Annotated in this window: 7 protein-coding genes; 2 read left to right on the forward strand and 5 right to left on the reverse strand. The window is 72.9% G+C overall.

The features are described 5' to 3' along the window. The coding region (locus BFF76_RS18090; RefSeq protein ID WP_107418450.1) for a lantibiotic dehydratase at window positions 1-2,280 on the forward strand (2,280 nt) is incomplete at its 5' end. Between the two features lie 292 nt (window positions 2,281-2,572). Here the strand turns inward: BFF76_RS18090 and BFF76_RS18095 are convergent. The 3 genes from BFF76_RS18095 to BFF76_RS18105 all read right to left on the reverse strand — a co-directional run bounded on the left by BFF76_RS18095 (window position 2,573) and on the right by BFF76_RS18105 (window position 17,509). Continuing rightward, complete coding sequence (locus tag BFF76_RS18095) at window positions 2,573-9,841, reverse strand: non-ribosomal peptide synthetase (RefSeq protein WP_065848624.1); 7,269 nt, start codon at window positions 9,839-9,841, stop codon at window positions 2,573-2,575. Next, window positions 9,838-16,389, reverse strand: coding sequence for a non-ribosomal peptide synthetase (locus BFF76_RS18100; protein WP_065848625.1), 6,552 nt, complete (start codon window positions 16,387-16,389; stop codon window positions 9,838-9,840). The genes BFF76_RS18095 and BFF76_RS18100 overlap by 4 nt, the downstream gene beginning before the upstream one ends. A 121-nt stretch (window positions 16,390-16,510) precedes the next feature. Continuing rightward, on the reverse strand, window positions 16,511-17,509 hold the full coding sequence (locus BFF76_RS18105; RefSeq protein ID WP_381824919.1) for a TauD/TfdA family dioxygenase: 999 nt from the start codon (window positions 17,507-17,509) through the stop codon (window positions 16,511-16,513). A 217-nt stretch (window positions 17,510-17,726) separates the two neighbouring features. Between BFF76_RS18105 and BFF76_RS18110 the strand changes: the two genes are divergently transcribed. Then, on the forward strand, window positions 17,727-19,163 hold the full coding sequence (locus BFF76_RS18110) for an MFS transporter (protein ID WP_079122412.1): 1,437 nt from the start codon (window positions 17,727-17,729) through the stop codon (window positions 19,161-19,163). A 208-nt stretch (window positions 19,164-19,371) separates the two neighbouring features. Here BFF76_RS18110 and BFF76_RS18115 read toward each other — a convergent pair whose 3' ends face one another. Continuing rightward, complete coding sequence (locus BFF76_RS18115; RefSeq protein WP_244167296.1) at window positions 19,372-20,145, reverse strand: helix-turn-helix transcriptional regulator; 774 nt, start codon at window positions 20,143-20,145, stop codon at window positions 19,372-19,374. Next, window positions 20,142-20,762, reverse strand: a complete 621-nt coding sequence (locus tag BFF76_RS18120) for a helix-turn-helix transcriptional regulator (RefSeq protein ID WP_031099966.1) — start codon at window positions 20,760-20,762, stop codon at window positions 20,142-20,144. The genes BFF76_RS18115 and BFF76_RS18120 overlap by 4 nt, the downstream gene beginning before the upstream one ends. Window positions 20,763-21,156 lie beyond the last annotated feature (394 nt).

Raw genomic sequence — 21,156 nt, forward strand, 5'->3', positions numbered from 1 at the left:
CGTTGGCGGTTGTGGGAGCAGTTCTCGTTGCGTGGGCCGGGTTTTCCGGTGGGGGGTGTGTTGGATCTGGCGCCGGTGGATGTGTCGGTGTATGCGGACAAGTTTGCTGGTGGGGTGGGGTTGTCGGGTCCGGATTGGGATGAGTTCGAGGGGGTGTTCGGGGAGGTTGCGGCGCGGACCGCTGTGCGTTTGCAGGGGGTTGCGGGGGGTTCGGATTTCACGGCTGCGGTGGCGTGGCAGAACCGTACGGTGTTGCGGACGGGGATCGGTCCTTTTCTGGGGTGGGTTCCGTCGGCGTCGGGGCGGTCGAGTATGCCGCGTCAGCGTGAGGAGTTGGTGGCGCATTATTGGCAGCGGTTCTGTGTGAAGAACGACACGATCGGGTTTTTCGGTCCGGTGGGCTGGGGTCGTGTGGATGGTTCGGTGCGGGGGGTGGAGGTTGATCCTGGGGAGGGGCTGACGGCTTCGTCGTCGGTGTTCTTCTCCAGTTGGTCGATCGACGCGCTGGCGAAGAAGTTGTCCGCGGACGAGCGCCTGATGGCCTGGATACCCCCACGACGGATGCCCTACATCCGAGCCGACTCCGACGAAGGTCCCGTTCGGATTCCCGGGCGCACCCCCCAGCAGGCGCCGCCGCGGCTGGTGGCCCTGCTCCGGCTGGCCGACGGCCGACGGCCGCCCGGCGAACTGGCCCGCGAGCTGGGCCTGTCACCGGCAGAGGTGACCGCCGGGCTGACCGAACTGGTCCGTCGCCGTTGGGTGACCTGGCGGTTGGAGGTTCCCTCCGGTGCCCGCCCGGAGCGGGAGTTGCGTGCGGTGCTGGAGCGGGTCGGGGATGCCGGTCTGCGGGAGCGTGTGCTGGAGCCGCTGGAGGTGCTGGAGCGGGGTCGTGACCGGGTGCAGGCGGCGGGGCGGGACGCCACCGCTCTGTGCGAGGCGCTGGCCGGGCTGGAGGAGGACTTCACCCGGATCACCGACACCGCCTCCCAGCGCGCCAAGGGCACCCGTACCGCGCCCAACCGCTCACTGGTCTACTCCGACACCCGACGCTCCGCGACCGCCCGCGTCGGCGCCGGGGTCCTGGACGCCATGGCACCGCTGGAACCGCTGATGAACAGCGCCGCCTGGCTGATGTCCCAGCTCGCGGCCCGGGTGGAACGCCGGGCGGAGGAGGTCTTCGAGGAGCTGGCAGCGTCCAGCGGCAGCGCGGAGGAGGTCGACCTGGCGTCGTTCTGGTTCGCCTGCATGCCGATCCTGCACGGTGCCGCGGTCACCGACGCGGAGGAGGTACTGGCGGAGTTCCAGCGCCGCTGGGCGCGGATCATCTCCGTCCCGGACGACGCCGGACGCGTACAGGTGACGCACGCCGCGATCGCGGAACGGGCTGCCGAGGAGTTCCCGCCGGCAGCCCCCGGCTGGACCGCCGCCCGTTGCATCAGTCCCGACGTGATGATCGCCGCCCGCGACGTGCAGTCGGTCGACAACGGCGACTTCGACCTGGTGCTGGGCGAACTCCACCTCGCCTCCAACACGATGGGCGCCTCGCTCTTCGTCAACCAGCACCCGCACCCGGCGGAGCTCTTCGGGCTGACCGGACGTGACTTCCCCGGGCCCCGGCTGTTTCCGCTCCTGCCCAAGGAGCACACGTCACGACTGTCGATCCGGGTACGCAATGTCCTGGTGCGGCCGGAGGACTACTACATCGCGCTGCGGGAGCTGACCGCCGACCCGCACCGGGACCGAACCGTGCTCAGCGCCGACGCCCGGGTCACCCGGCGCCGCGGCCGGCTGACGGTGCTGCTCCCGGACGGCGCCGAGTTCGCTGTCACGGACGTGTTCGGCCATGTGCTGACCACCCTGGCCATGGACATGTTCCGGCTGCTCCCCGACGCGGATCATGTGCCGCGGGTGGCGGTGGACAAGCTGGTGGTGAGCCGGGAGTCGTGGCGGTTCACGGGTGGGGATCTGGAGTTCGCGGGGGAGAAGAGTGAGGCGCGGCGGTATGTGCGGGCGCGTAACTGGCGCAGTGGGCTCGGGTTGCCGCGTTATGTGTTCGTGGTGTCGCCGACGGAGCCGCGTCCGTTCTACGTGGACTTCGACGCGCCGGTCTACGTGAACATCCTTGCCAAGGCGGCCCGGCGGCTGGCCCGGAAGGATCCGCAGGCGAAGCTGACGATCACCGAGATGCTCCCGACGCCGGAGCACGCCTGGCTGACCGACGACCAGGGCAACGCCTACACCTCCGAACTCCGCTTCGTCGCCGTCGACCAGCACGACTGAGAACGGGAACGCTCCCTGACGGGGTGTCCGGCCGCAGAGGCCGGGCACCCCGTCATTTCGTGTCCGGCCTCGTTCACGGGGCCGGACCGGACCCTCGGTTCCGTCCCCCGGTGGGCGAGGGCTTCGCCGGGGCCGCCCGGGGCACCTGGGAGCCCCCTCCCGACGCCACGGGGTGACGTCGCCGGGCACCGAGGGGGCCGGCGGGCCGGGGGATCACCCCTCGAACCGGGTCCGGGCAGCAGTGAGCCCGGCCGGGGTGGCCGGCCGGGCTCCGTGCGCCGTCTCGTGAGGATCAGCCGAGCAGTCCGGCCAGGGTGGCGGCCAGCGAGGTGACATGCGGGAGGCGCATGACGCCGAAGTGGTCACCGGGAACCCGGTGGGCCTCGACCGATGCGTTCAGTTCCCGCCAGCGGTCCAGATACTCCTGATAGGTCTGACCGAGGGCCACCTCGTGCTCCCCGCGGGCGAGTTCATCACTGATGAGCAGGTGGAGGGCGCCGGGGTAGTAGCGGTGCCGGTAGGTGAGCGTCATCTCCATCACCTCGCGCCAGATCCGGGCGGACGGCAGCCACACCTCGGCACCGTTCCGCTCGGGGAGCACGATCCCGGTCACCGGGTCGGCGTCGTCCACCAGGTGGTTCAGCAGCTTCAGGATCTCGGCCCGCAGCGGGCCGGTGTCGTCCTCCGGTCCGGCCGCCGCCAGTTCCTCGAGCCTGGCGGTGCAGCTCTCGATCAGCCGGAACTCGTCCCACAGGCCCTGCCGCTCATGGCTGTCCAGGCCCGGGTCGAGCAGGATCAGGGTCACCTCCTCACCGTCCGCCCTGAGCCGGTCCGCCACCTCGACGGTGATCCCGCTGCCGCCGCACCAGCCGAGCAGCCGGTAGGGGCCGTGGGGGCGTGCCTGCCGGATCTCGGAGAGATACCGTCCGGCCATCTCCGCGGCGGTGGGCACCGGCCGGCCGGGGCCGGACTGGAGGCCGGGCCACTCCAGGGCGGCGACGGGCAGATCCGCGTCCAGGTGCGGGACCAGCCGCTGGTACCAGTGGGCGCTGCCGCCACCGGGATGGACGCAGAACAGCGGGGCCTGTCCGCCTTCCCTGCGCAGCCACATCAGGGCACTTCGCGCGCCGTCGCCCGTGTCGCCGCGTTCCGCCGCGGCTGCGACGGCGTCCAGGGTCTGGTGCTCGACGAAGGCCCGCACGGTCAGTTCCAGGCCATGGCGTTCGCGCAGCAGCGCGATCGCCCGCAGGATCAGCAGGGAGTGCCCGCCGAGCAGGAAGAAGTCGTCGTGGGCGCCGACCCGGTCGACGTCCAAGACCTCCGCCCACACCTCGGCCAGAGCCCGCTCGGCGGCGGTACGCGGTGCTACCGGCCCGCCGTCCGTGCCGGTGCGGTCGGGCGCGGGCAGAGCGGCGCGGTCCAGCTTGCCGTTGGCGTTCAGGGGCAGCTCGTCCAGCCGGACCCAGGCGCTGGGCACCAGGAAGGCGGGGACCCGCCGGCGCAGCACGGATCGCAGGGCCGCCGGGTCGAAGGCGGTGTTTCCGTCCAGGGCGACGTAGCCGACCAGCTGCTTGTCGCCGTCGGGCCCCGGACGCACGGCCGCCGCAGCGCCGCGCACTCCGGGCAGATCGTTGAGGCCGGCGTCCACCTCGCCGAGTTCGATGCGGTGGCCGCGCACCTTGACCTGGTGGTCGCGTCGGCCCAGGAAGTGGATCACGCCGTCAGGGTCCTGACGGACCAGGTCTCCGGTCCGGTACAGCCTGCCGCCCGGCCGGCTGCCTGTGGGGTCGGGAACGAAGCGGTCGGCGGTCATCGCCGGCCTGCCCAGGTAGCCGCGGGCGACCCCCGGTCCGCCGAGCAGCAGTTCCCCGGCGACACCATAGGGCACCGGATTCAGGTCCTCGTCGGTGACCAGCGCGGTGGTGTGCGCGATCGGCGGGCCGATGGGGATGGGCCGGGCCGTCTGCTCCGCCGTGATGGCGTGCTGCCCGGTGCTGAAGGTGGTGCACTCGGTCGGCCCGTACATGTTGCTGACCGGGATCCCGTGGGAGAGCGCGGTCCGTACCCGGCCCGGGGAGAGCACGTCTCCGCCGGACAGCAGCGCACGCAGCCCGGTCAGGGCCTCGGGGCAGCTCTCCACCATCAGATGGAAGAGGCTGGTGGTGAGGAATGCGACGGTGACCCGGTGCTCGCGCAGGACCTCGGCGATGATCGCCGTGGTGGGAGTGCCGGGCGGGGCGAACGCCAGCCGGCCGCCGTTGCCCAGCGCTCCCCACATCTCGAAGGTGGAGGCGTCGAAGGCCAGGGGGGAGACCACCAGAACGGTGTCCTGGGGTCCGAGCCCGGCGTGGCTCTCGTCGTGGACCAGACGCACGATGTTGCGGTGCGTGACCTGGACTCCCTTGGGCCGGCCCGTCGATCCCGAGGTGTAGATGACATAGGCGGTGTTGTCCGGAGAGAGCACCGGCACCGGGTCGGTCTCCGGCTGCGCCTCGAGTTCGGCCCGGTCCGTGTCGAGCAGCACGGTCCGGGGGCCGTCCGCGAGCAGTCCGGTCAGACGGTCGGCGAGACCGCTGCGGGTGACCAACAGCCCGGCGCCGGAGTCGGAGAGCAGATGACTGATCCGCTCCTCGGGGTACTCCGGATCGATCGGCACGTAGCATCCGCCCGCCTTCACCACGCCGAGCAGGGCGATCACCGTCTCCGGACCGCGTTCCAGGCACACCGCGACGGGGTCCTCGGTGCGTATCCCACGGGAGCGCAGCATGTGCGCGAACTGGTTCGATCGGGCCTGGAGTTCACCGTAGGTGACGGTGGAGTGCGCGTCGGCCAGCGCTGTGTCGTCCGGCCGGGAGTGACGGGCGATCATCTCCGGCAGGGTCATGCCGGGTGGCATCGGCCGGGCATCGGGGGCGACGGCCGGTGCCGTCAGCAGCGGCGCGCTGAAGGCGGCGGGCGAGGTCTCCGGCCGCTCGGCCATCGTCCGCAACACCTCGACGAAGGTGGTCGCCATGGCCTCCAGCCGGCTGCGGCCGGCCCAGCCCGGACGGCACGTCATCCGCAGCTCGCCGGGGAAGGTCCAGACGTCGAAGGTGAACTCGTTGGGGCTGCTGTCGGTGACGGTTTCCGGCGCCGTTCCCGGAGTGTCCAGCACATGGAAGTCGAGATAGCCGAAGACCACGTCGACCAGCGGGACGCCGGTGCCCCACTCGCGCTGCATGGCAGGCAGGGGATAGCGCCGGTGCGGCCAGACGGCCGCCTCCTCCGTGAAGACCGAGCGCAGCAGCTCCTCCCAGCTGGGCCGGTCCAGATCCACCGCGAACGGCACGGTGTTGAGGTACATACCGCGCACCTCGTCCCCGTCCGGCAGTTCGGGGCGGCCGTTGCAGACCGCACCGGCGAAGAAGCGGCGCTGCCCGGAGATCATCCCGAGCAGCTTCAGATGGGCGGCGTACAGCACCGTCTTGAGTGAGGTGCCGGTGCGGGCGGCGAGTCGGCGCAGCGCGGGGTCCAGGGCGGCCCAGGAGACGCGGACCTCGTGGGCGGGGGCTCCTGACTCGTCGAGCGCGGTGGGCGCGGGCAGCTCCAGCCGGGGGAAGTCGCTGATCCGCCCCTGCCAGAAGGCGCGGTCCGCGGCGGAGTTGAGCGCCTGCTGCTCCAGCGCGATGAAGTCGGCGTAGCGGGCGCGGGGCGGCGGGGTGACGGCGCAGTCGGCGTCGTCCCGGACGCGGCCGTAGTCGGTGCGGATCTCCTGGATAACCGAGTGATGGCTCCAGCCGTCCAGGATGGCGTGGCACTCGGTGTGGGTGAGGGTCCAGGTGCGCTCGCCGGTGCGGTGCACGTGGTACCGCAGCAGCGGAGCGCGTTCCAGGTCGAACGGCACGCGCTGCTCGGCGGCACGGAACTCGGCCAGGGCGGAGCGCTGTCCGTCGGGCTCCAGCCCGCGTAGATCCGTGAACCCGACCTCTGCCTCGGCCCGCCGGTGCACCAGCTGGAGCGGCCCGGAGAAGCCGGACAGCCGGAAGGAGGTGCGCAGGATCTCGTGCCGGTCGACGAGCCGCCTGACCGCCTCGCGCAGTGCGGGAAGGGAGAACGGCCCGTCGTCGGTGAAGTGGAAACTGCTGACGTTCTGGTAGGTGTTGCTCTCCGGGTCGGCCAGCAGTTCGTAGACCATGCCGGCCTGGACCTCGCCCAGCGGGTAGGCATCGGCCAGCCCGTCCGGCAGCCGCTCCCGGTCGGCCGGTTCCAGTTGGGCGAACGGCTCCACCAGCTGGTGCCGTGGTCCGGTTGCGCCGGCCTCGGCGGCCACGGTGGCCAGCCCCGCGACGGTGGGGTGGGTGAACAGGTGCTGCACGGACAGGGCCAGACCCCTGCCCTGCAGGGCTCCGACCGCGCGGATGGCGCGGATGGAGTCGCCACCGAGGTCGAAGAACCGGTCGTGCACACCGACCTGGTCCATGTCCAGCGCGGCGGCCAGCTCCTCGGCGATCGCCCGCTCCACCGGGGTGCGGGGCGCGGTGTACTCCCCGGCCCGGCTGTCGCGGCTGCGGTCCGGGGCGGGCAGCGCCTTGCGGTCGGTCTTGCCGTTCGCGGTCAGGGGGAGTGTGTCCAGCACCATCCAGTCGCCGGGCACCATGGCGTCCGGCAGCCGCTCCCGCAGCCAGGTCCGGATCTCGTCCGTGTCGGGCGCGGTGGTGACGTCGGTCGCGGTGACCGGTCCGGGGCGGCCGGTGAGATAGGCCACCAGCCGCTCGTCGTGCACGGCGACGGCGGCCGTGGCGACCGCGGGGTGCTCGTGGAGCACCGCCTCGATCTCGCCCGGTTCGATGCGCTGGCCCCGGATCTTCACCTGGTGGTCCAGGCGGCCCAGGTAGTCGATGGAACCGTCCGGAAGGTAGCGGGCCAGGTCGCCGGTGCGGTAGAGCCGCGCCCCCGGTGCGCCGCCGAAGGGGTCGGGGACGAACCGGTCGGCGGTCAGTGCCGGTCTGCCGAGGTAGCCTCGCGCCAACTGAACTCCGCCGAGCAGGAGTTCGCCCGGTACGCCGACCGGGACCGGACGCAGCGCCGCGTCCACGATGTAGGTGCGGGTGTTGGCGACGGGCTTTCCTATGGTGACCCGCTGTCCGGGGACGCAGCGGGCGCTGGTGACGTCCACGGCGGCCTCGGTCGGGCCGTAGAGGTTGTGCGGGGTCACGCCGAGACGTTCGGCCGAGGCGGTGACCAGGTCACCCGGCAGCGCCTCGCCGCTGCACACGATGCGGCGTACCGAGGGCAGCCGGGTCCCGGGACCGGAGAGAAAGGCGCGCAGCATGGACGGGACGAAGTGCAGGGTGGTGATGGACTCCTCGGCGATGATCCGGGCCAGGTAGTCAGGGTCGCGGTGGCCACCGGGGCGGGCCATCACCAGGGTGGCGCCGGTGGCCACCGGCCAGAAGAACTCCCAGACCGAGACGTCGAAGCCCATGGGGGTCTTCTGGAGCACACGGTCGGTGGCGTCGAGGGCGAACTCCTCCTGCATCCAGTGCAGTCGGTTGACGATCGCCCGGTGCTCCACCAGCACGCCCTTGGGGCGTCCGGTCGACCCGGAGGTGTAGATGACGTAGGCGGCGTCGCCGGGACCGGGTGCTGCGGCGGTGCGCGCGTCCGCCCGGGCCGGGGAGCCGCCCGGGAACAGCCCGCCGTGCCCCAGGGAGAGTACGGTCACGTCCGCCGGGACGTCGCCGGCCTGCCCGGCGTCGCCGCCGGTGAGCAGGATCCGGGCGCCGGAGTCGGTCAGCATGTACCGGCGTCGCTCGGCGGGGATCTCCGGCTCCAGTGGCAGATAGGCGCTGCCCGCCTTGAGTACCCCGAGAAGCGCCACGAGCAGCTCCCGGGAGCGGTCCAGGCACACTCCGGTGACGGTGCCGGGGCCCGCGCCGAGTGCGAGCAGTTCCGCGGCCACCGCGTCCGCCCGGCGGTCCAGCTCCGCGTAACTGAGCTCGCCCGCCTCGTCGGTGACGGCCACGGCCTGCGGGGTGGCCGCCGCCTGAGCCTCGAACAGGCCGTGCAGGGTGCCGCCGGGAAAGGGGGTGGCGGTGTCGTTCCAGTCGTGCAGTACCTGCTGCCGCTCCGGCTCGGACATCAGTTCCAGTCCGGTGACCGGAGCGTCCGGATCGGCGACGGCGGAGGCCAGCAGCCGGGTGAACTGGCCGGCCATGCGTTCGGCGGTAGCCGGGTCGAACAGCGCGGTGGCGTAGTTGAGCCCGCCGGAGAGCGAGCCGTCCGGCCGCTCGGTGAGGCTCAGCGTCAGATCGAACTTGGCGGTGGTCTCGCCGACCGCCGTCGGATCCACGGTCAGCGTGCCCTCGGTGCTGTCACCGGTCCGGGGGGTGCCCTGTCCGCCGACGCCCTCCCAGAGGAACATCGTGGCGAAGAGCGGGGTGCGGGACGGGTCGCGTTCCGGGGCCAGTGCGTTGACCAGCCGCTCGAAGGGCACCTCCTGGTGACCGTAGTCGTCCAGCGCGCCCTCCCGCAGCCGGGCCAGGACCTCGGCGAATCCGGGGTCGCCGGACAGATCCGTACGCAGCACCAGGGTGTTGAGGAAGAGTCCCAGCATCTCCTCGGTCTCCGGCCGGTCCCGGCCGGAGACCGGGGTGCCGACCGCGATGTCGCTGCTGCCGGTGTACCGGCTCAGCAGCACCTGGAAGGCGGCGAGGCAGGCCATGAACGGGGTGGCGCCGTACTCGTGCGCCAGCCTGGTGAGAGCAGTGGCCACCTCGGCGGGCACGGTGAACGGTACGACCGCCCCGCTCTCCTCGCGGACCGCCGGGCGGGACCGGTCGGTCGGCAGTTCCAGCGGGGCGAGCCCGGCCAGCCGGTTCCGCCAGTAGCCGAGCCCGTCGTCCAGCCGCTCCTCGGTGAGCCGTCCGCGCTGCCACACCGCGAAGTCCGCGTACTGGAGGGCCTGTGGCGGGGGCGGCGACAGCTCCTTGCCGGCCAGCCGCCGGTACTGCTCGGTCACCTCGCGGACCAGCAGGTCCTCCGACCGGCCGTCCGCCGCGATGTGGTGCACGGTCGTGAAGAGCATGTGCTCCTCGGGCGCGCACCGGGCCAGTACCGCACGGAGCACCGGTCCGGCGGCCAGGTCCACCGGTTGCCGCTCCGAGGTGCCCAGCGCGGCCAGGCGGCGGGCCCGGTCAGCCGCGTCCAGCCCGGTCAGATCGGTCTCGGTGATCTCCACGGCCGCGGGCGGGTCGATCACCTGCGAGGGTTCGCCGTCGATGACCGGGTAACGGGTGCGCAGCACCTCGTGCCGTGCCACCAGCGCGTCCAGCGCTCCGCGCAGTGCCCGGACGTCCAGCGGGCCGCGCAGCCGCAGTGCGGACGTCATCAGGTACGTGGTGGTGTCCGGGCTCAGCCGGTCCAGTACCCACAGCCGCTGCTGGGCGAAGGAGAGCGGCAGCGGGCCGCCGCGCGGTGCGGGGGAGATGCCGTCGGCCGGGGACGGTGCCGTGGTGCCCCGCAGCCGCTGGTTCAGCAGCAGGGCGCGGAGTGCGGCGGGGTCGAGAGTCTGGTGGGTCATCGTGCGCCTTCCCGGGTCAGGAGTTCCGCGACCTCGGCGTCGGAGAGCTGGTCGATTGCGGCCTCGACGGCCTCGGTCACGGCGGCCGCGAGGGCGGCGACCGTGGTGTCCTCGAAGAGCCGGCGCAGCGGGAGGTCCACCGCGAACGTCTCCCGGATCCGGGCGAGCACCCGGGTGGCCAGCAGCGAGTGGCCGCCCAGGACGAAGAAGTCGTCCTCGACGCCGATCCGTTCGATGCCGAGCGTCTCGGCCCAGATCGCGGCCACCGTCTCCTCGGCGGGGTTCCGGGGCGCCACGTAGGCGCGTGCGGTGGAGGCGGTCGGCGTCGGCAGCGCCTTGCGGTCGATCTTCTGGCTGGAGGTCATCGGCAGCGCGTCCAAGGCGGTCCACAGCGCCGGGACCATGTACTCCGGCAGCCGGTCCCGCAGATGATCGCGAAGCCGGGCCGGGTCCGGGGCGGCGGCGCCGTCCCGGCCGGTCACGTAGGCGGCCAGCTGACGGTTGCCCGGGGTGATCTCGGGCGCGGTGACGGCCGCCGCTCCGACGCCGGGGTGCCCGGTGAGCGCGGCCTCGATCTCGCCGAGCTCGATACGCAGTCCGCGGATCTTGACCTGCTGGTCGATCCGGCCCAGGAACTCCAGGGTGCCGTCCGGGCTGTACCGCACCAGGTCGCCGGTCCGGTACAGCCGCTCGCCCGCGCCGCCGAACGGGTCGGGGACGAACTGCTCGGCGGTCAGCTCCGGCCGCCGGTGGTAGCCGCGGGCCAGTCGGACGCCGCCGACGCAGAGTTCGCCGGGGACACCGAGCGGAACCGGGCGCTGCCGGGAGTCCAGAACGTAGGCGCGGGTGCCGGCGAGCGGGCGGCCCAACGGCATGGACGCGGTGTCCCGCCGCCCGTCCCGCTCGCCGCTCCCGGTGTTCAGCAGGCAGGTGACAGTGGCCTCGGTGGGGCCGTAGCAGCAGACGAACCGGCCGGGCAGCCCGCTGTCGTTCCACAGCCGGGCGTCGGCCACGGTGACCACGTCGCTGCTGAGGTTGATCAGCTTCAGGCCGGTGAGCATCCCGGTGTCGTAACTCATCGCCTCGCGGTAGTAGGCCGGGGTGGTCTCCATGACGGTGACCCCGTGCTCGGCGAGTCGGGCCGGGAGTTCGGCCGGGTTCCAGAAGAGGGGGTCGGCGATCACCACGGCGGCGCCGGTCAGCAGCGGGGCGGCGATCTGCTCCATCGAGACGTCGAAGGTCAGCGAGGAGAGCTGGACCACCCGCTCACCGGGACCGATGCCGTAGGCGTCGGCGGCGATCCGGCAGTGGTGGGCGTAGGCCCGGTGGTCGATCATCACCCCCTTGGGGCGGCCGGTGGAGCCGGACGTGTAGATGATGTAGGCGAGATGGTCCGGGGTCGCGGGGAACTCCGGTGTTCCGGCGGGCGCATGGGCGCCGTCGTCCGCGCCGTCGTCGACGACCAGCAGCCGGAAGCCGCCGGTGAAGGAGTCCGCGCGGTCGGCGGTGGTGACCACGACCGCCGCCCCGGCGTCCTCCAGGGTCTGGGCGAGGCGCCGCTCCGGATGCCGTGGGTCGAGCGGTACGTACACCGCGCCCGCACGCAGAACGCCGAGCAGCGTCACCACGGCGTCGATGCCGCGCTCCTGGCAGGAGGCCACCACGGTCTCGGGGCCGGCGCCCAGCGCGCGCAGCCGCCGGGCGAACCGGGCGGTCCGTGCCTCGAGACCGGCGTAGCTGAGCTCCTGGGCGCCGAAGACCAGGGCGGTGGCGTCAGGCGTGCGGGCGGCCTGCCGGACGAAGAGCTCCGGTACGGTCAGGGCCCGTTCCGCCTCGGGAACGATCGCGGGCAGCCTCGCCGAGTGCGGGTCGGGCCAGCTGTCGAGCAGTTGCCGCCGCTCCGCCTCGGGCATCAGCTCCAGCTCGGCCACGGCGGTTCCGGGCGCGGCGGTCACGGACTCCAGCAGCCGCAGGTAGTGGGTGGCCATCCGCTCCACCGTGGCGCGGTCGAAGAGCGCGGTGGCGTACTCGAACCAGCAGTGCATCCGCCCGTCCGGGCGCTCCTTCACCGTCAGGGTGAGGTCGAACTTCGCCGTCGCCGGACCCGCGTTGAGCGGATCGGCGGTCAGCCCGCCGAGGGTGGCGGTGAGCCCGCCCATGTGCTGGTGCTCGAACATCACCTGGAACAGGGGGTTACGGGAGAGGTCGCGGTCAGGCCGCAGCTCGTCCACCAGATGTTCGAACGGCACGTCCTGGTGCGCGAACGCCTCCAGACAGGCACCCTTCACCTGCGACAGCAGTTGCGCGAAGGCCGGGTCTCCGCCCAGATCGGTCCGGATGACCACACTGTTGACGAAGAGGCCGAGCATCCCCTCGGTCTCCTCCCGGGTACGGGCGGCCACCGGGACGCCCACCGCGATGTCCGTGCGTCCCGTGTAACGCCCCAGCAGCACCTGGAAGGCGCTGAGCAGGGTCATGAACGGAGTCGCTCCGTGCCGCGCGCCCAACTCGGTCAGAGCACGGCCGGTGGCCTCCGGGACATCCACGATGACGGTGTCGCCGTCGGCGTCGCGCGCGGCCGACCGGGGACGGTCGGAGGGCAGCTCGACGGGAGTGAGGTCGCGGAGGCGCCCGAGCCAGTAGTCGAGGTGGCGCCGGGTGTCGGGGCTGTCCTCCCGCCCACGCTGCCAGGCGGCGAAGTCGGCGTACTGGACGGACCCCGGGCGCAGCGGCGACGGCTGCCCGGCGGCGAGCGCCGTGTAGGCGGTGTCCAGATCGCGGAGGAACACCTTGGTCGACCAGGCGTCGAAGGCGATGTGATGAGCGGCCAGCGCCACCCAGTGGTCCACGGGTGACGTGCGGATCACCGCGACCCGCAACGGGTGCTCGGCGGACAGGTCGAAGGGCCTGCTCAGCGCCTCGTCCAGCAGCGTACGCGCGCGGCCGGCCAGGGTATCCCCGGTGTCGCCCGCGCCGTCGGTGAGGTCGACCAGCCGGAAGGCCATCGGGGACGGCGGGTCGATGAGCTGGACGGGACTGCCGCCGTGGTCCGCGTACCGGGTGCGCAGCACCTCGTGGACCCGTACCACCTCGTCCAGGGCGCCGCGGAACGCGGCGGTGTCCAGCGGACCCCGTAGCCGCAGTGCCAGCGGGATCAGATACTCCTGGCCGGCGGGCTCCAGCTGGTCCAGGAACCACATCCGCTGCTGTCCGAAGGAGAGGGGCATCTCGCCGTCACGGGGCACCGGCACGACGGCTTCGCCGCTGCCGCCGGTGTTCTCCGCGCCCGTGGTGTCCTCGGCGGTGACGCCGGTGCGTGCCGTGACGGCGGCGTCGATGCGGGCCGCCAGAGCCGAGGCGGTGCGGTCGGCGAAGAGTTCGGCGACGGTCAGGTCGATGCCGAAGGCACGGCGCAGCCGGAGAACGAGCCGGATCGCGAGGAGGGAGTGGCCGCCGAGGGTGAAGAAGTCCTCGTCGGTTCCGGGTCCGGGGATCTCCAGGACCTCGGACATGGCCTCGGTGACGGCTCGCTCGGTCGCCGTCCGGACGGCGGTGTGTTCCTTCGCCGGCCCGTGAGCCGCCTGCGCCGGGTGTTCCGGTGCGGGCAGTGCCCGCCGGTCCACCTTGCCGCTGGCGGTCAGCGGCAGGGCGTCCAGCAGCACCAGCCGGGACGGCACCACCGCCGCCGGCAGACGTTCGGCCAGACGGGCCAGCAGGTCCGCCCGCAGTTCAGCCGCCTGGGGAGCAAGGCTCCCGTGGGACTGCGGGGCGGAGGGCACGGCGTAGGCGGTCAGTTCGAGTTCGCCGTGCGCGCCCGGCCGGGCGACGACGGCCGCGGCGGCCGCCCCGGGATGGGTCAGCAGCACCGCCTCGACCTCCGCCGGTTCGACCCGTACGCCATGGATCTTGACCTGGTCGTCCGCCCGGCCCAGGAACTCCAGGGTGCCGTCGGCCCGCCACCTCACCAGGTCACCGGTGCGGTACCAGCGTCCGCCGGGCACGGACGCGTACGGGTCGGGCGCGAAGCGTTCGGCGGTCTGCCCGGGGCGGCCCAGATACCCGCGAGCAAGTCCGACGCCGCGGACGCAGAGCTCACCTGGGACGCCGATCGGGACCAGGAGGTCTCCCGCGTCCACCACGGACACCCCCACGCCGGGCAGGGGGCCGCCGATGGCGACCGTGCCGGAGCCGGGCAGGCCGACGCCCGTGTAGCGGTGGGCCGTCGAGTCGATGGAGCACTCGGTGGGGCCGTAGGTGTTGGAGATCTCCACCCCGGGCACGGCGGCGCGCAGCTCCTCGCACAGATCTGCGGACAGCGGCTCGCCCGCGGAACTGACCAGTCGCAGTGCGGTGCAGTGGGCCAGGGCCGGTTCCTGGACCAGGAGCCGCAGCACCGAGGGCACCAGTTGCAGCAGCGTGACCCGGTGGCGGGCCATGGCGGCGGCCATCACCGATGGGTCACGGTGCGCGTCGGCGGGGGCCGTCACCACGGTGCCGCCGGAGACCAACGGCGAGAGGAATTCCCACATGGAGGCGTCGAACCCGATGGTGGTCTTCTGCAGCAGCCGGTCGGCGGCGGTCATCGCGTAGCGCTCCACCGACCACAGCACCCGGTTGCGCAGCCCGCCGTGCGTGACCACCACGCCCTTGGGAGTGCCGGTGGAGCCCGAGGTGTAGATCAGGCAGACCGCGTCGTCCGGGCCGGCCGGGTAGGGGATGACACCGGGCGGCGCGGTGGTGGCAGCCCCGGCCGCACCCGACCACTCGCCTTCCCGCGCGAGCAACACGGTGGTCCTCGCGAAGCGATCGCACAGGGCCTGCTCGGTGAGCACGAGGCCCGCCGCGGAGTCCGTCAGCAGGAAGTCCCGCCGGGCGTCCGGGAGGTCGGGGGCCAGCGGTACGTAGACGCCACCGACGGCCAGGACCGCCAGCACCGCGGACACCAGCGCCGGGCCCCGGTGGAGGCTGACCGCGACCGGGTCGCCCGGGCGTATCCCGGCGTGACGCAGACGCCCGGTCAGAACCGCCACCTGCTCGACCAGTTCGGCGTAGGACTGTTCGCCGGCGTCGTGGGCGACGGCCACCGCCCCGGGAGCGCCTGCCGCGCGGTCCAGCACCAGCTGGACCAGACCGCGGCCCGAGCGGTCCTCCCCGGCGGGGCGGGCCCCGCCGTCGCCCCAGGCGGTGAGCGTGGCGCGCTCCCCGGGGGAGGTCGGCTCCAGCCGGTCCACCGGTGTGTCCGGGCCGGCGACCACCTGGTCGAGAAGGTGCAGGAAGTTCTCCGCCATCCGCTCGATCCGGTCCCGGTCGAACAGCGCCGTGGGGTAGATGAACTCACCCGCGATGCTGCCGTCGGGACGCTCGGTCAGGTGCAGGGAGAGGTCGAACGCGGAGCTGCGCGCGCCGGTGTCGGCCCGGCTGACCTCCAGGCCCGGGAGCGAGAACGGGATGCGGTGCGCGTTGTGCAGCGCGAAGCCGGCCTGGAAGACCGGGTTGCGGTTGGTCTCCCGCTCCGGGGCCAGGGCGGCGACCACCCGTTCGAAGGGCACCTCCTGGTGGCTGTAGGCGTCCAGGGTCGTGTCCCTCACCCGGGACAGCAGCCCACGGAAGTCCGACGCCCCGTTCAACTCGGCGCGCAGCACCACGGTGTTGAGGAACATGCCGACCAACTGCTCCAGCCGGGCGTCGTTCCGGTCGGCCAGGGAGACGCCGACCGCGATGTCTGGCCTGCCCGAATACCTGGCGAGCAGCAGCTGATAGGCGGTCAGCCCGGCCATGAAGAGTGTGGCGCCCTGCTCCTTGGCGAGCGCGGTGAAGCGGGATGCCAACGGGCCGGGCACGGTGAAGCCGACGGTGTCCCCGGTCGCGTCCCACACCGCCGGACGCGGCCGGTCGGTGGGAAGTTCCAGCGGAGAGGTGCCCGACAGCTGTTCCCGCCAGTAGTCGAGCTGCCGCCCCATCCGCTCCGGCTGTGCCCGCCACCACTCGCGCTGCCACTCCGCGTAGTCCGCGTACTGGAGCTCCAGCGGCTCCAGCGGAGAGACGTCCCCGGTCGCGAACGCCCCGTACAGCACTCTCAGTTCGTCGGCGAGCAGACCCCAGGACCAGCCGTCGAAGGCGATGTGGTGGAAGGTGAGCAGCAGAGCCGACTCCTCCGGTGCCAGCCGGACCACCGCGACCCGCCAGGGATGGTCCCGGCGCAGATCGATCGCCGTACGGGCGCGGGCCGCCCCCACCGCGCGCAGGCTCTGTTCCCGCCGGTCGTCGGGGACGCCGCTGAGGTCGGTGAACTCGGGTTTCACCGGCTCCGGTTCGTCGATGACCTGGACGGCGGAGCCGTCCTCGTCGACGTACCGGGTGCGCAGCACTTCGTGCCGGGCGGCTATCTCGGTGAGTGCGGCGGTCAGGGCCTCGGTGTTCAGCGTGCCCCTGATCCTGAAGGTCTCGTGCATCAGGTACTCGGCGGCGTCACCCGACCTGAGCTGGTCGAGCAGCCACAGCTGTTCCTGTGCGAAGGACAGCGGATAACCGCCGTCGACGGTTGCCATCGGTCGTGTCTCCCTGGGCGAGTGGTGGTGAGGGCCGGTGCGGGCGGTGGACGGCGGCGGGTGTACGAGTCCGGTCGCGGCAGGAGCGCGGACCGGTGCCGCCGGCGCGGGGCGGGAGCGGTCAGCCCTGCTCGACCGGTCCGCTGGAGGGCTCAGCCATCGCGACGGCGATCTTCCGGGGGCCGGTGAACGGCTCCCGGGCGTGCGCGGCGAGCATGTTGTCCACGACGAGGACGTCGTCCCGCTGCCAGTCGAAGCGTCGCTGCTCGGCGCGGTAGCAGTCCCGCAGATGGGCCACCACCTCGTCGGGCACCGGGGCGCCGTCGCCGTAGTAGGTGTTGGTCGGCAGGTCCGCCTCGTCGTACATCTCCCGCAACGCGGCGCAGACATCGGGCTGGAGCGTGGTGACGTGGAAGAACGTCAGGTGGTTGAACCACACCCGCTCCCCGGTGACCGGGTGCTGGTGCACTGCCTCGCGGCGGGCGCGGGTGCGCAGGCCCCCGGCGGTCCACTCGGCGGTCACACCGTTGCGCGCGCAGTACGCCTCGACCTGCGTGCGGTCCCCGGTGTTGAAGGCGTGCTGCCAGGGAACGCCGAATCCCTCGGTGAAGTTGCGCACCACCATCCAGCCGCGGGCGGCGAACTCCTCCCGTACCTCGGGGTCGATGGCGGCCAGTACACGCCGGGTGTCGGCGAGTGGAGTGGAGCCGAGGGTGTCGGGCGGGGTCACACAGAGGAAGAACAGGGTCAACGGCCACGTGGCCTGGTAGGAGTTCTCGTTGTGGAGGAAGATCTCCTCAGACGGCGGATAGTCGGTCGAGGTGTAGACCTGGCCCTTGATGGTGGACCGGGGCGAGGAGCGCTCGGCGTACGTCAGCGGCTCGCCGCCCACGGTCCGCACGGTCCGCTCGAAGCCGTCCACCCCGTCCTGGCCGAAGCCGCGCAGCAGCACGGCGCCGTGCTCACGCAGCCGGGCGCGGATCTCGGGGCGGGCGGTGGCCAGCTGGGCCGCCGGAGAGCCGCCGCCGGGCACCGTGGTGATCAGATGGGGAAGCGTCTGTCCGGACGCCTGCCGCTCGGCGGCTGCCGGCGCGACCAGCGCTGAAGGGTTCGCAGTCATCCCGTCAGGGTCGGCGCACCCGGCTCGCCCCGGCAGAGAACAACCGGCGGAGTCTCCGGCAGCGCGGGTGTTCTCCTTTCTGCGCGTCCTTCCCTGGGCCGGTCCGCCGGTGCCGGGCACGCTGACGGCACCGTGCAGCTCGTCCGGCCAACCGGTGTGCCGAGCATTCCGTGCGGCTGTCGAGAGGACTCCCATGTCGGAGCGAAGGGACGAGCCCATGAGCACGGTTGCCGACGACGCCCGTGCCGTTCCCGAGGTGCCGCCACTGCGGCGCAACCGGGACTTCCTGCTGCTGTGGAGTGGTTCGGCGGTGGCGATCATCGGCTCCACGGCGTCCACCGTGGCCTATCCGCTGCTGGTGCTGGCCGTGACGGGCTCGGCGTCCGCCGCCGGGCTGGTCGGCTTCGTGGTGCTGCTCCCGGCGCTGCTCCTCCAACTCCCGGCCGGCGTGCTGGTCGACCGCTGGAACCGCAAGCGGGTGATGATCTGGTGCGACGCCCTGCGGGCGGTCGGCGCCTCCACCGTCGTGCTGGCGCTGCTGGCGGGCGAACTACGGCTGGCACATGTGCTGGTGGTCGGCTTCGCGGAGGGCACGCTCACCGTGCTCAACGGTCTGGCCTCCACGGCCGCGGTGCCCAACGTGGTGCACCCGAGCCAGCTTTCGGTGGCGCTCGCCGGGAACGAGGCGCGCGGTAGGGCAGCCACCATGATCGGTACCCCGCTGGGCGGCATTCTCTTCGGCCTCGGCCGGGCGGTGCCGTTCGTGCTGGAGACCTTCGCCTACCTGGTGTCGCTGGTGTCCCTGCTGTGCATCCGGAAGGACTTCCAGGCCGCCCGCCCCGGTGAGGCCGCCCGCCCCGGTGAGGCCGCCCGCGCGGAGGCCGCTGCGGGCGACGGCGTGGCGGCGGACGGCCGCCGCACCCGGGTCCTGCGGCAGGCCGGCCGGATGGTGGAGGGGCTGGTCTGGCTCTGGAAGCGGCCGCTGCTGCGCACCACGGCCCTGCTGGTGGCCGGGAGTAATCTGCTCTTCCGCGCGCTCTTCCTGGTGATGATCGTGCTGCTCGCCGAGGAGGGCGCAGGCCCGGCCGCGATCGGCCTGCTCATCGGCGTCGCGGGGGCCTTCGGAATGCTCGGCTCGCTGGTCGCCGGCTGGTGTGGACGCCGCCTGAGGATGAACGCCCTGGTGATCAGCGCCAACTGGGTCTGGGCGCTGCTCATGTGCGTGCTGGCCTTCGGCGGCGGACTGTGGCCGGCCATGATCGCCTACACGGCGATGTGGTTCGTCGGCCCCATCTGGAACGTGGCCGTGGGCAGCTACCAACTCGCCGTCACCCCCGACGAGCTGCGCGGCCGGGTGCTGAGCGCCTCCAGCCTGCTGGCCAACGGGGCGCTGCCGCTCGGCGCGCTGGCCGGCGGCCTGCTCCTGGACGGCCTGGGCGTACGAGCGGCGACTGCGGTGCTGGCCGGGTGGATGGTGCTGATGGCGCTGGCAGCCACCCTCGCCGGGCCGGTACGCCGGGCCACCATGCTCGTGGTCGGCGACCCGCCCGCGTCCTCCACGGCCCCCTCGCCTCCCCGGACCCGGCACGACCCCGGCCCGGACGTCCCCCTGCCCGAGCCGTCCGCGCCCGTAGCGGCGGCGGACTCGCGCTGAGCGGCCGGGCACTCGCCCGGCCCCGGTGCCGCGGCCGCACCCGACCCGTACGGCGGTGCGTCCGGACCGGGTACCGGTTCCCAGTGGTTGGCTGCCGGTGGGAACCGGTACCCGGCCGGACGAGCCGGATCGCCACCGGCGCCGGTTCCCCCTGGCACCGGCAAGGCGTGGCCCCGGGAACGGGTGGGAGGCGGGCGGTGCGGACCGGTCAGATCAGACCGGTCCGCACCGCGCGTGCGACCGCGTGGGCGCGGTTGCGCGCCTGGAGCCGGGCCATCATCTCGTAGATGACGTTCTTGACGGTGTGCTCCGAGCAGGACAGCAGGCGGGCGATCACCGCGTTGCCGTGGCCCTCGGCGACCAGGGTCAGCACCACCGCCTGGCGCGGCGTGAGCGGTGCCGCCGCGTTCGGCACCCGGACCGTGTCGGAGGCCGGGACCACCGGCCCCTCTACCGCGTGCTGGGGGCCGCCCAGCAGGCGGACCAGCACACCGTAGGGCAGCCGCCCGTCGCCGTGTTGGGCGGAGTGCACGGCAGCCACGAGCTGCGCCGGGCTGGCGTCGGCGGCTCGCAGGATCGTCCGGGCACCCGCCCGTACCGCCCGCAGCACGCCGTCCGGGGACACCAGATGGGCGGCCACCAGTACGCCCTGCCCGTCCTGATCCGGGGATCCCGGAGCCGGGCAGGACTCCACCGCCTCGTCGACGGTGCGGCCGGCGGCCAGGAGAACCGTCCCGGGGTGCGTCTCCGCCCGGTCGGCGACCGGGATCCCGGCACCGGCCAGCCGCTGGTGCCAGGACCGGCGCAGGGCGTCGTCCTTGGCCCGCACATGGACGCGTACCGGTGCGTGCGGATGCGGGACGCGGCCGCCGGGAACGGCGCCGGACGGAGGCCTGCCGGGCAGCCGCGGGCCGTCCGGGGCGTAATCGTGCGGTGAGTGGAGCTCGCGGGCCGATCGGCCGGAGAGCGTCGCCGTGTTCACAGCAGACCCGCCCGCAGTGCGTAGGCGACCGCGTGGGCGCGGTTCTTCAGCCGGAACCGCTGCGTGATGTCGTGCAGCACCGTGGTCACCGTCCGTACCGAGTAGCAGAGCTCGTTCGCTATCTCGCTGGTCTCGCGCCCGTCCGCGACCAGCCGCAGCACCGCACGTTCACGGTCGCTGAGCCCGGCCGCGCCCCAGGCGCCCGGAACGTGTGAGGCGGCGCCCTCCGCGCGGTGTTCCAGCAGTCCGTCCAGCAGGTCGGGCGGTACGGCGCAGTCACCGCCTGCCGCGGCCAGCACGGCGTGCGCCAGCCGTGGGCCGCTGGTCGCACGGCGGCGCAGCAGACCCCGCGCGCCCGTGGCGATGGCGTGCAGTGCTTCCGCCGGGGTCAGCTCGGCGGCCACCAGGACGACCTCCGGCCGGTGTTCGGCGGCCCGGATGCGGCGCACCAGATCAAGAACCGGGTCGGCCACCCGGTCGACCACCACCACCGTCACGTCCGGCCCCTGCTCCTCGGTGACCGGGCGCACCTCCGGACTGTCCTCCAGAGCGCTTCGCGTGCCCGCCTCGAGGACCGGGTCCAGCGCCATGACGCTTACTCTCACCGGCTCTTGCATAGGTACTCCCTCTCGGTTCTGCTGGCTCTCGCCAGTGACACCGATCATGGGAAACCCGGCCGCGCCCGGCATCGGTGCGCCACACCCAGATTTACGCCGTCGCCCCGGCCCGGGGACCGCCGGGCCTCCCGCCGCCGGGCGAGGGACGGGGCGATGCGGGGGGAAGCGCGGCGCCCGGCCCGCCCGAGGCCGTGCCCCGGCCGGAGCACGGCCTCGGCAGCGCCCGGTACCGAGGCCGTACACCGCCCCGCCCCCGCCCTGACCTGCCCAGGAGCGATCTTGAGGGGAGGGGTGGGTAGGGCCTGCGGCAATATGGGGGATCTTCCCCCATGCGGCCCTCGTCGGAGCCGTGCCGGCGCTCCCGGTGCGACTCAGGCCGCCGGTACCCGGTGGG

Source organism: Streptomyces mutomycini (assembly GCF_001700505.1).
Taxonomy (GTDB): domain Bacteria; phylum Actinomycetota; class Actinomycetes; order Streptomycetales; family Streptomycetaceae; genus Streptomyces; species Streptomyces mutomycini.

Coding starts and splice junctions, on each gene's coding strand:
- BFF76_RS18095 (WP_065848624.1), bottom strand. CDS start 9,841: ATGACCCACCAGACTCTCGACCCCGCCGCACTCCGCGCCCTGCTGCTG.
- BFF76_RS18100 (WP_065848625.1), bottom strand. CDS start 16,389: ATGGCAACCGTCGACGGCGGTTATCCGCTGTCCTTCGCACAGGAACAG.
- BFF76_RS18105 (WP_381824919.1), bottom strand. CDS start 17,509: ATGACTGCGAACCCTTCAGCGCTGGTCGCGCCGGCAGCCGCCGAGCGG.
- BFF76_RS18110 (WP_079122412.1), top strand. CDS start 17,727: ATGAGCACGGTTGCCGACGACGCCCGTGCCGTTCCCGAGGTGCCGCCA.
- BFF76_RS18120 (WP_031099966.1), bottom strand. CDS start 20,762: ATGCAAGAGCCGGTGAGAGTAAGCGTCATGGCGCTGGACCCGGTCCTC.